This is a genomic window from Pseudomonas sp. BE134, assembly GCF_031456105.1.
Lineage (GTDB): Bacteria > Pseudomonadota > Gammaproteobacteria > Pseudomonadales > Pseudomonadaceae > Aquipseudomonas.
Genome location: NZ_JAVDUA010000017.1, coordinates 106133 through 119440, shown reverse-complemented (window position 1 = coordinate 119440; position 13308 = coordinate 106133). Strand labels below are relative to the sequence as shown.

Genomic DNA, 13308 nt, shown 5'->3' with positions numbered 1-13308 from the left:
CACCGGCCCCTTCGCGAGCAAACCCGCGAAGGGGCCTTCACAGGCGCTAAAGAAACTAGAACCCCTCCAACTCCGCCATCAAGTCATTCAAGCGATCCACCTTCTCCTCGGTGATGTCACTGGCTGCCAAGCCGTGGATGTACTCCGCCAGTTCCGCCACCGTACTGCACTCAAACATCGCCCGTAGCGGCACATCCCGTTGCAGCGCTTTCTGCACCCGCGACGCAATCTGCGTTGCCAGCAACGAATGCCCCCCCAGCTCGAAGAAGTTGTCACGTACCCCAACCTTCTCGACTTTCAGCACCTCAGCCCAGATGTCCGCGAGCGTCTGCTCCAGTTCATTGCGCGGCGCCAGATAGTCCTGGCTCTGCAACTGGCCGATCTCCAGCGCAGGCAAAGCCTTGCGATCAAGTTTGCCGTTGGCGTTGAGCGGCAGATGATCCAGCCACAACCAGTGTAACGGCACCATGTATTCCGGCAGTTCGGCGCGCAGGCGTTGTTTGATACGTTCCAGCCGATCAGCGGTATTCAAGCCCGAATCGGTTGCTACCAGATAACCGACCAAGTGCTTGCCATTCACCCCTTCCTGCACACCCACCGCAACTTCACGGACCTCCGGCTGTTCGTGCAGGCGGGCTTCGATTTCCCCCAGTTCGATGCGGTACCCGCGAATTTTGACTTGATGATCGATGCGCCCAACGTATTCCAGCACTCCGTCACTGCGCCGACGGGCCAGGTCGCCGGTGCGATACAGTCGATCCCCTGGCGCCCCGAACGGATTCGGCACAAACACCGGTGCCGTGCGAAGCGGATCGCTGACATACCCGCGCCCGACCCCGATGCCGGCCACGCACAACTCGCCCACGGCACCCAACGGCACCAGGTCCAGCGCGCCATCGAGCAGGTACAAACGGTTGTTGTCGGTCGGCGTACCAATCGGCAAATAGCTGCCACGCGTCGAGGCCAGATCGACGTGGAAAAATGCCACGTCGTCCGAACATTCCGCCGGGCCATAGGCATTCACCAAACCGATCTCCGGGTAGCGCAGCAGCCATTGATGCGCGAGTTCCGGCGGCATGGCCTCGCCAGTCGGCAGCATCCAGCGCAGACCGTCGAGGCTCATGCGTTCCTGGGCGAGCATGCCCTGAATCAGCGACGGCACGCTTTCCAGCACGGTGATGCCTTGCGCTGATACATGCGCCAACAGGCCCTGCGGATCATGGGCAATGGTGTTCGGCACGATGTCCACTCGCGCACCAAACAACGGTGCGGCGAGGAACTGCCAAACCGAAATGTCGAAGCTTTGCGAAGCCGTCTGGGCGATCACGTCGGCATCACTCAGGTTCAGGTACGGCACCTTGCTCAACTGGTTATTGAGCATGCCGCGCTGCTCGACCATCACGCCTTTGGGCAGTCCGGTGGAGCCCGAGGTGTAGATCACGTAGGCAAGGTTGTCCGGCCCGCTGTAGAGGCCCGGATCAGCCACCGAAACAGCGCTCGCCTGCACCGCTTCCCAGACCAACAACCTGGGCCGCTGGGCACAGCCGCATTCATCCAGCAACGCCAGCGCTTGCTCGCGACAGGCCTGAGTGCACACCAGCAACGGCGTGCGGCTCAAGTCGATGATCCGGCTCAGGCGCTGGCTCGGCAGGTCCGGATCCAGCGGTAGATAACCCGCCCCTGCCTTGAAGCTGCCGATGATCATGCCGAGCAAATCCAGGCTGCGTTCGGCCAGCAACGCCACCGGTTGATCCAGCCCGACTCCGGCGGCGATCAGGGCGTGGCCGAGGCGGTTGCTGCGCTGGTTCAGTTCAACGTAACTGTTTTGCTGATCCAGGTAACTGGCGACTATCCGCTGTGGATGCTCAGCCACCTGGGCTTCGAACAACGCGACGTAACTTTGCTCCAGCGGGTACTCGTGTTCGCTCTGGTTGCAGTCGTGAATCAGGAAATCCTGCTCCTCGGCGCTCAGCAACGGCAATTCAGCCATGTCGCCATGGAAGCCTTCGACCAGCGCCAACAACAGTCGCTTGAACTCACCGAGCATGCGTTCGATGGTCGAATCGTCGAAAAAACGCTGGTCGTAAGACAGATGCAAGCCGAGGTCGTCGCCTGGATAGCACACTGCCGTCAACGGGAAGTTGGTGTGGGTGCGGCCCGAATCCGAGGTCGCGTTGAGGTTTTGCGCCCGGTCCAGCACCGACACTTCCACCGGGGCGTTTTCGAACACGAACAGGCTGTCGAACAGCGGCTGACCCTTGGGCAGTTCGCTGTTTTCCTGAATGCTTACCAGCGGCAGGTATTCGTACTCGCGAAGCTGCATGTTGCTGTCGAGCAAAGCGCTCAGCCATTGGCGCACGCTGCAACGCTGGTCGTCTTCGGGCATTTTCACCCGCAGCGCAATGCTGTTGATGAACAGCCCGACCGTGCGCTGCATCTGCGGCATGTCGACCGGGCGCCCGGCCACCGTGACGCCGAACAGCACGTCGCGATCACCGCTTAAACGTCGCAGCACCAGGGCCCACGCCGCCTGGGCGAAGGTGTTGATGGTCAGGTGATGCGCCTGCGCCAGCTCGCGCAATTGCGCGCCGTCACGAGCGTCGAGCCTTGTATAGCGATCACCGACGATCATGCCGCCGCTGTCGCCAGCATGCTCACGCAGGAACGGTCGATCACTCGGAATCGGCGTGGTCCGCTCGAAACCTTGCAGGTTGGTTTTCCACCACTGACGCGCCTCGGTCAGGCTCTGGCGTTGCAACCAGCCGATGTAGTCGCGATAACGCGGTGGCATGGCCAGTTGCGCTTCGCGACCGTCGCCAAGGGCGGTGTAGATCTCAAAAAAATCGTTCATCAGCAGCGAGCGGCACCAGGCATCGATCAGGATGTGGTGGTTGCTCATCATGAACCAGTAACGCGCCGCGCCGACCTTGATCAGGCGCAGGTGAAACGGGGCCTGATTGAGCAGATCGAAGCCGGTTTCGCGTTCGCGCTTCAGCAAGGTCTGCAACGCCGGTTCTTGCTCGGCTTCGTCCATCGAGCTCCAGTCGAGATATTCGATGGGTGTGCTGCCCGGTTTGTGGATCACTTGCAGCATGTCTTCGCCGACGTTCCAGCAAAACGAAGCGCGCAAGGCTTCATGACGGGCGATCACCGCTTGCCAGGCCTGGGCGAAACGCTGCGGATCGAGTTCGCTGTTGATGCGGTAGCGATCCTGCATGTAATAAAGCCCCGTGCCCGGCTCCAGCAAGGTGTGCAGCAGCATGCCTTCCTGCATCGGGGTCAGCGGGTAGACGTCTTCGATCACGGCCGCCGGGACCGGCAAAGCGTCAAGTTGCGCCTGGGTCAATTTCGCCAGCGGGAAGTCCGACGGCGTCAGGCCGCCCGCCTCGTCTTGCAGGCAATGTTCGATCAGGCTTTGCAGTTCGCCCAGATAGGCGTCCGCCAGCTCAGCGATGGTATGCGGGTCATGACGTTCGGCACTGAAGGTCCAGCGCAGCAGCAGTTCGCCGCCATAGACCTGACTGTCGATGCTCAGCTCATTGGGCAGCGGCGCGTGGGGATCGTGGGCTGCGCCGATCGGTTCATCGAGCGGATGGAACAAGGCATCCGTACCGAAGCTCTGGTCGAATTGGCCGAGGTAGTTGAAGGTGATCGGAGCTACCGGAAACGCGGCCATGGTCTGGCGGCACAGGTCATCGGCCAGGTAACGCAACACGCCATAACCCAAGCCTTTGTGCGGCACGGCGCGCAATTGTTCCTTGATCGCTTTGATCGAGGCGCCCTGCCCGTCCAGAGGGGTCAGTCGCAGCGGATAGGCGCTGGTAAACCAGCCCACGGTGCGAGTCAGGTCGATCTCGTCGAACAGGGCCTCGCGACCGTGACCTTCCAGTTGAATCAGTGCCGATTCGTCGCCGCTCCAGCGACAAAGCACGCGGGCCAGCGCCGTCAGTAACAGGTCGTTGACCTGCGTGCGATAGGCACTCGGGGCCTGTTGCAGCAATTGTCGAGTGTGCTCGGCATCGAGGCGCACGCTGACGGTTTGTGCATGGCGATTCTGCCTGCCCCCCTCAGGACGATCGCACGGCAGCGCTACATCAGGCCCGGCCAGTTGCGACAGCCACCAGCTCAACTCTTCGCGCAAGGATTCGCTGCCGGCGTAGGCCTGCAAGCGTGCCGCCCAGTCCTTGAAGGCACTGGTTTTCGCCGGCAGATTGACCGTTTTCCCGGCCTCCAATTGACGGTAAACCATTTGCAGATCGTCCAGCAGCACCCGCCACGAAACACCGTCGACCACCAAGTGGTGAATGGCAATCAACAGCCGCTGTTGCCCCTCGGGACCATCGACCAGCAACGCACGCAGCAACGGCCCCGCTTCCAGATCGAGACTGCGCTGGGCATCGACAAACAAAGCCTCGCACTGGTCCATGGCCGGCACGCGCACTTGCCACAACAATTCGGTGTCGGACACCGGCCGATGCTCGGCCCGCCATTGCCCGGCTATTTCGGTGAAACCCAGGCGCAAGGCATCATGTTGCTCGATCACCGCCAGCAGCGCTTGCTCCAGGCGATGGGGTTCCAGCGCCACGCTCGGTTCCAGCAGCAACGCCTGATTCCAGTGTTGGCGCTCGGGGATGTCGGTGTCGAAGAACCAGTGCTGGATCGGCGTCAGACGCGATTCACCGCTGAGCAAGCCTTGCTCGGTAGTGATCTGCTCGGTGCGGGTCGCCACGGCAGCCAGGGTTTGCACGGTCTGGTGCTGGAACAAGTCACGCGGGCTGAAATGGATGCCCTGCTGCCGCGCCCGGCTGACCACCTGGATCGACAGAATCGAATCACCGCCCAGTTCGAAGAAGTTGTCGTTGAGGCCCACCTGCGTGACGTTCAACACTTCACACCAGATCGCGGTCAAGCTCAGCTCAAGCGCATTGCTCGGCGCCACATAGTGCTGACGGTTCAGCTCCGGGTCCGGCGCCGGCAATGCACGGCGGTCAAGTTTGCCGTTGGCGGTCAGCGGCATGCGGGGCAGCAGGATCAGGTGCGTCGGCACCATGTAATCCGGCAACTGGGATTTAAGGTGTTGTTTCAAGGCGTCGCGCAGTGCCGCTTGTTGCGCTTCTTTTTCCTCGGCCACCTCAGTGACCAGATAGCCAACCAGTTGTTTGCCACTCGGCGCATCAAGCGCCAGTACCACCGCTTCACGGATCGATGCATGTTCCAGCAGGCGGGATTCGATCTCGCCCAACTCGATGCGGAAACCGCGAATTTTCACTTGATGGTCGATCCGTCCGAGGTACTCCACCAGCCCATCGGCGCGCTGGCGCACCAGGTCGCCGGTGCGGTATATACGCCCGCCATCCGCAGCGAAGGGATCGGCGATAAAACGCTCGGCCGTCATGTCCGGCCGCTGGTGATACCCCAGCGCCAGACCGGCACCGCCGACGTACAACTCGCCGGTCGCCCCTTGCGGTACGAGGGCCAGGTCCGCGTCGAGAATGTACGCCACCCGCGCGCCAATCACGCTGCCAATCGGCACACTGCCCAAGCCTTCTTCCAGCTGTTCGGGCGCGAGGCTGGCCAGCGGCATGACCACGGTTTCGGTCGGACCGTAAGCGTTGAAAAACAGGCTCGGCTTGAACGCTGCACGAATCCGCGCCAGGTGTTCACCGGTCAGGGCTTCGCCGCCAGTGATGCACATGCGCACCGGCAGGGTTTCACCCTGGGTCGCCAGCCATTGCGCCAATTGGCTGCCGTAGCTCGGGGTGAAGCCGAGGATGTTGATGTTGTGGCGACGAATCAGGTCGCAGATTTCTTGCGCATCCCACTGCCCTTGCGCCCGTAAAACCACCTGCGCACCGCTCAATAGCGGTACGAGCAAACGCTCGGTCGCGGCGTCGAAGTTGATCGAATAGAAGTGCAGCTCGCAGTCGTCCGGGCGCATGTCGAAGCGCTGAATGACCGCTTGGCAATGCATCGCGATTTCACCGTGAGACACCACCACGCCTTTCGGTTTTCCGGTGGAGCCGGAGGTGTAAATCAGGTAGGCCTGATGTTGCGGCAGGCTGATAAACGGCAGCTCAGTGGTCGGGTAATTGACTAGTCCGGCAGTGTCCTCTTCCAGACACCAGCGAGTGACAGTTGCCGGTAACTCACCGAGGGCTTCGAACATCGCCGCATCGCTGAGCAGCAAACCGATGCCGCTGTCTTCGATCATGTAGTGCAAACGGTCCAGCGGGTATTCCGGGTCCAGCGGTACATAAGCGCCGCCGGCCTTGAGGATCGCCAGCAGGCCGATGACCATTTCCAGCGACCGCTCAAGCGCCAGACCGACGCGCACCTGCGGGCCGACGCCTCGCTCACGGAGCATCCAGGCCAGTTGGTTGGATCGGCTGTCGAGTTCGGCGTAGCTCAGGGTTTGCCCGGCACAGGTCAGGGCCGGTGCGTCTTTGCGGGCCAGCGCCTGCTCGCTGAACAGGTGATGAATGCACTGGTCGAGGCGATGCTCACCCGGCTCGACGCCAAGGCTATCGAGCAGATTTTGCTGTTCGCTGACGTCCAGCAGCGGCACTTCACTGAGGCGTTGTTGCGGGTCGGTCAGCAACGCTTCCAGCAGATTGCACCAATGCCCGGCCATGCGCGCAATGCGCGGCTCATCGAACAGATCCGTGCTGTAGGTCAGGCAGCAACCGAGGCGATGATCGAGGTCGGTGACCTCCAGATTGAGATCGAACTTGGTCGCCCGCGCATCGTTGGCCAGGTACTCGACGGTCATGCCGGCCAGGGTGCGGCTCTGCTGGAATTCCCAGCGCTGCACGTTGCACATCACCTGGAACAACGGGTTGTAAGCCGCGCTGCGCGGTGGTTGCAACGTTTCCACCAGATGGTCAAACGGCAGGTCCTGATGGGACTGGCCCTCGATGACCGTGTGACGTACCTGCTCGAACAACTCACCGACGGACATCTGCCCGTCGAGTTGGCAACGCAGCACTTGGGTGTTGAGGAAGGCACCGATAAGACCTTCGCTTTCCGGGCGAATCCGGTTTGCCACCGGCGCACCGATGCGCAAATCAGTCTGGCCGCTGTAGCGGTAAAGCAACACGGCCAGCGCGGCAGTCATGGTCATGAACAGGGTAAGACCGTTCTGCGCATTGAAGGCGCGGACGCGTGCCGCGAGGTCATCGCTCAGGTCGAAACGGAACAGTTCGCCCTGATGACTTTGCACCGGTGGACGCGGACGGTCCGCCGGCAATTCCAGCAGCGGATGCTCACGGCCCAGTTGCGTGGTCCAGTAGTCGAGCTGGCGCTGACGTTCGCCCGACTCCAGCCACTGACGCTGCCAGACGCTGTAATCGAGGTATTGCACGGGCAGTGGCGCCAATGGTGATTCGCGATCATCGACGAACGCTTCGTAGAGCGCGCTCAGTTCACGGGCGAAGATGTCCATCGCCCAGCCTTCGGTGACGATGTGGTGCAGGGTCAGCACCAGGTAATGCTCGTGCTCGGCGGTCTTGACCAGACAGGCGCGCAGCAAAGGGCCGGTTTCCAGATCGAACGGGGTATGCGCCTCGTCGTCCGCCAGTTGTTGGACCCGTTGCTCGCGGACCTCGCCAGCCAGTGCCGAAAAATCCTTCCAGTTCATGCGCAGTCCGGATTGCGCATGGACCTGCTGCCGGGCGACGCCATCGACACTCGGGAACGTGGTGCGCAGGGTTTCGTGACGCTGGATCAACGCTTGCAGCGCCGCTTCGAAACGCCCGACATCGAGCACGCCACGCAACCGTGCCATACCGCCGACGTTATACGCCGGACTGTCCGGCTCCATCTGCCAGAGGAACCACATGCGCTGCTGGGAATAGGACAGCGGCACAGGCTGGTTGCGGTCTACTTTCTCTATCGGTGGCTGTTTATTGGTCTTGCCGCTGACCTGAATCAGCCGAACCTGCTCGGCGAACGCGCCCAGCTCACTGTTCTCAAACAACGCACGCAGCGGCAACTCGACGTCGCAGGCCTGGCGGGTGCGGGAAATGATTTGCGTGGCTAGCAACGAATGGCCACCGAGGGCAAAGAAGTCGTCACGCAGACCGATTTGCGCGAGACCCAGCACTTCGCGCCAGATACCGGCGATGTGTTGCTCCAGTGTTGTGACCGGCTCGACGTGTTCGCGTACGTGCCATTGCGGCTCGGGCAAGGCGCGGCGGTCGAGCTTGCCGCTTGGGCTCAGGGGCATTTGCTCCAGACGCATTAGCTGTGCCGGGACCATGTACTCCGGGAGTTCAGCCGCCAGCGCGGTTTTCAGTCGTGCGGTTTGCGCGTCTTCGGTTTCGCGGGTTTCAGTGGCGGTGTAATAGCCGATCAACTGCCCGCCGGCCGCCGTCTCGCACACCAGCACCACGGCTTGGGCGACGTCCTCCTGCGCCAGCAACCGCGCTTCGATCTCTTGCGGTTCGACACGGAAGCCGCGCAGTTTGACCTGCTGATCGAGACGGCCGAGGTATTCGATAACGCCGTCAGCGGTCCAGCGTGCGCGGTCGCCAGTACGGTATAGACGTGCGCCCAGCTCACCCAGCGGATCGACGACAAAACGTTCGGCGGTGAGGCCCGGACGGCCCAGATAACCGCGCGCCAGACCGATGCCGCTGATGCACAGCTCGCCGGAGACGCCGGGCGGCACGGGATTGAGGTCGCTGTCGAGCACACGGCAAATGACATTGCCCAACGGACGGCCAATCGGTGACCGCTCACCATCGGCGGTGGTGCAATACCAATGGGTCACATTGATCGCGGTTTCGGTCGGGCCATAGCGGTTGTGCAGTTGCACGGCGGGTAGTTGTTCCAGCACACGGTTGCGCAGTTCCGCCGGCAAGGCTTCGCCACCGGAGAACACACGGCGCAGGCTGCTGCATTCAGCACTGAGCGGTTCGTCGATGAATAACGCAAGCAGCGGCGGCACAAAGTGCAGCGTGGTCACGCCGTACTGCTGAACCAATTGGGCAATGCGATGCGGATCACGGTGTTCACCGGGTCCGGCAATCAGCAAACGGGCGCCGGTGATCAGCGGCCAGAAGCACTCCCACACCGACACGTCGAAGCTGATCGGCGCCTTCTGCATCAGCACGTCGCTGTCGTTCAGGCGATAGGTGTTTTGCATCCATTGCAGCCGCTCGGCGAGCGCCGCGTGGGTATTGCCGACACCCTTTGGCTGGCCGGTCGAACCCGAGGTGTAGATCACGTAGGCGAGGTTGTCGCCGTTCAGATGCAGCCCCGGCGCATGGCTCGGCCAACGGTCGAGCGTGAGCGCATCCATGGCAATCACGCTGACGCCATCGGTGGCTGGCAAACGCTCAAGCAGTCCGGTCTGGGTGAGCAGTAAATCGACGCCGCTGTCGCTGAGCATGTAGGCCAGGCGCTCGGCCGGGTACTCAGGGTCCAGCGGCACATACGCGCCACCGGCCTTGATGATCGCCAGCACGCCAATCAGCAATTGCGGCGAACGCTCGGCCGCAATGGCCACGCACACGTCCGGGCCCACGCCTTTGTCGCGCAGGTGATGCGCGAGGCGATTGGCCTGGGTGTGCAAGTCGGCAAAGTCCATGGCGCCGCCGTCCCACATCAACGCTGTGCGTTCCGGCGTCAACTTCGACTGTTCGTTGAGTAGTTGCGGCAGCCATTGGCTGGCCGGCATGCAAGGCGCCTCGCTCCAGGTTGTTTGCTGGTCGAGCTCGTTCGCGGTCAACAGCCGAAGGTCGCCGACAGCGGTGTCGGGCTGTTCGCAAATGGCGCGCAACAGGTTGCGCAAGTGTTCAGCCAAACGCTCGATGGTCGCCGCGTCGAACAGTTCGCTGGCGTAGTCGAAGGACAGGCTAAGGCGACCTTTTTGGTCTTCTTCACTGTGCAGTTGCAGGTCGAACTTGGCTTCGCGGCTGTGCCACGGCAGCTCCTCGGCGAACAGCCCCGGCAGGCGACGCAGTGCGCTCAAGTCCCGTTGCTGGTGGTTGAACATGACCTGGAACAGACCTTGTTCGCGGGCTTGCGGGAACGCTTCGAGCAGTTGTTCAAAGGGCAGGTCCTGATGCGCCTGGGCGCCCAATGCGCTCTGTCGGGTTTGCGCCAACAGCTGAGCGAATGGCTGCCGCGAATCCACCTCGGCACGCAGCACCTGAGTGTTGATGAAGAATCCGATCAGCCCTTGAGTGTCGAGTCGTGGCCGGTTGGCATTCGGCACACCGATGCGGATGTCACGCTGGCCGCTGTAGCGGTGCAGCAAACTCTGGAACGCAGCAAGCAACAGCATGAACGGTGTGGCTTCATGAGCCTGCGCGGTCACGCGAATGGCATTGCTCAAGGACGCACCCAAAGCCAAGGTATGGCGGCCCGCACTGCGGGTGATTTGCGTCGAGCGCGGATGGTCGGTGGCCAGATTGAGGGTCGGGTGCTCATCGCCCAACCGGGCTTTCCAGTAAGCCAATTGGCGCTCGCCCTCACCTTGCGCCAACCATTGACGCTGCCAACTGCCGTAGTCCGCGTATCGGGTCGGCAATGCCGCAAGAGTCGCTGTTTCCCCTTGGGACGCGGCGGCGTACAGGCGCGAGAACTCGTCGATCAGCACGTTCAACGACCAACCGTCGGCGATGATGTGGTGCATCGTCACCAGCAGTTGATGCTCCTCGTCAGCGAGGCGCACCAGGGTGACCCACAGCAGAGGGCCTTTCTCCATATCGAACTGGGTACGGGCTTCGTCTTCACGGATTTTCGCTGCGCGGGCTTCACGCTGGGCGGCGGGCAGGTCGCTGACGTCGATCAATTGCAGGTTGAACTCACCGGCCTCATCCACCTGTTGCAGCGCCACGCCATCACGCTCGAAGAACCGCGTGCGCAGGGATTCGTGACGCTCGATCAGCTGCTGGAAACTGGCGCGCAGCGCGTCTTCATCCAGCTCGCCACGCAAGCGCAACGCACCGGGAATGTTGTAGGCGCTGCTCTGCGGGTCGAGCTGCCAGGTGATCCACAGGCGATTTTGTGCCAGCGACTGCGGCATGGCTTCAGTGCGCGACAACGGGGTGATCGCTCCTTGGGCCGGGCCGCCATGCTGTTGCTGCTTAGCCACCGCGATGGCAAATGCACCGAGTGTTGGGGCTTCAAACAGCAGGCGCAGGTTCAGCTCAAGACCGAGCGCCTCACGCAGCCGGGCGACCACTTGCGTGGCCGCTATGGAGTTGCCGCCGAGCAGGAAGAAGTGGTCGTCGGCATTGACCTGCTTGATCTGCAATTGTTCACCCCAGATCTGGCCGATCAGGGTTTGCAGTTCAGAAGCCGCCTCCGGCGTTCCTTCACGCTCGCCCACCGCTGACGGAAACAGCGCATAGCTGTCGAGACTGCCGTCCGTCAGGCGATTGCCGCACGCCGAGCGTTGCAACTTGCCGCTGGAAGTCTTGGGCAGCGCCCCCGGATTGAGCAGTACCACCACGCTTGGCGCTTCCTGAAAGGCCTCGGCCACGACTTGGCGGATGGCGTTGATCAGTGCATCGGGAGGCAGGATTTTCTGCACGCTGCGGCTGATTTCGGCGGCGATGCCAATGCCTTCCAGGCCGTCGATCTGCACCGCGAAGGCGGCGACCCGACCTTTACGCACCACGTCCACTTCACGCTCGATGGCCTGCTCGATGTCCTGCGGATAAAGGTTGTGTCCGCGAACGATCAGCATGTCTTTCAGGCGCCCGGTGATGAACAGTTCGCCGTCGCGCATAAAGCCCAGGTCACCGGTGCGCAGCCAGGTCTGGCCGTTGTGCTGGACGAAGGTCTTGGCGCTGGCCTCGGGGTTGCGCCAATAGCCGAGAGCGATGCTCGGCCCGCTGGCCCAGACTTCGCCGATGGCATTGTCGGCGCGTTCAGTGAGCGCGACCGGATCGACAATCAGCACCGCGTGGTCCGGCTGGCTGATACCACAACTCATGACCGTGCGGCCCTCGCCAGGCTCCGCGCGGTTTTGTGTCAAGGCTTGATCGTCCACACGCAGGTTGCCGATGCCTTGCCCGCGAGGGCTGCCGGCCACGAACAACGTCGCTTCAGCCAGGCCGTAGGACGCCATGAAGCTGTCCGGGGCAAAACCGCACGGGGCGAATTTCTCGGCGAAGCGTTCCAGGGTGTCGAGGCGAATCGGTTCGGACCCGGAATACGCCACACGCCAGCCACTCAGGTCGAGCCGCTCCAGGGCCGACTCGCTGACGCGTTCGCTGCATAGCCGATAGGCAAAGTCCGGCCCGCCGCTGATGGTGCCGCCGTACTCGCTGATCGCTTCCAGCCAGCGCAATGGCCGAGCGAGAAAGTACGCTGGCGACATCAACACACACGGCACACCGCTGAAAATCGGTTGCAACAGACCACCGATCAACCCCATGTCGTGGTACAGCGGCAGCCAGCTGACGATCACGTCATCAGGGTTCAGATCGATGCCAAAGCCGTGGCGAATCAACAGTTCATTGGCCACGAGGTTGCCGTGGCTGACTTGCACACCTTTGGGCAACGCGGTGGAACCGGAGGTGTATTGCAGGAAGGCAATGTGGTGGTCTTCGAGGTTCGGCTCGATCCAGCGGTTCGCCCATTCAGCCTCGAGGGTGTCGACGCATAGCAACAACGGTGCGCCTTCAATCTGCTGCAAGGCGTCGCACAGATCAGCACTGGTCAGCAGCAGGCGAGGCTCGGCATCGCTGATGATCGATAGCAGACGCTCCTGGTGATGACGTTTGGCCGACTCTGGCGGATAGGCCGGCACCGCGATCACTCCCGCATACAAACAGCCAAAAAATGCGGCGACGTACTCCGGGCCACTGGGAAACAGCAGTACCGCGCGATCGCCAAATTCGGTCTGGGCCTGCAACGCTCCGGCAATGGTTCGCGCGCGCTGGTCCAGCTCGCGATAGCTGAGTACCACCGCCTGGTCCGGGTTGTCGGCGAGAAAACGCAAGGCCACCCGATCCGGCGTCAGGGCCGCGCGGCGCTGGAGGGCTTGGACCAGAGTGCTTGGGAGTTCGAACGCGTCGGTCATGAGGTTTCCTGCCTGATTTCGGCTTGCAAGTGGAATCGGTTTTCTGACAGCACGCCCATGGGAAGGCGCGCACGACGCGGTCTTTGCCGACCGCGCAAGGCAATGGGAATGCGGGTTTGGCCGGGATTGACCCTGCGCCTTTCACCAATGAGAACGGATGAAGTCTTGAAATAATTAGTCGGCAGGCCTGATGGCCAGCGGGGATCGGTGCTGCATGCAAGGGCATCGGCGTGCGGCAGTTCGCACTTTGCACCACACAGGCGCATTAA

Annotated in this window: 1 protein-coding gene; it reads right to left on the bottom strand. The window is 62.2% G+C overall.

Annotated features, from left to right (window positions below):
- Positions 1-55: 55 nt before the first annotated feature.
- Complete coding sequence (locus J2Y56_RS15890) at positions 56-13039, bottom strand: non-ribosomal peptide synthetase (protein WP_310351275.1); 12984 nt, start codon at positions 13037-13039, stop codon at positions 56-58.
- Positions 13040-13308 lie beyond the last annotated feature (269 nt).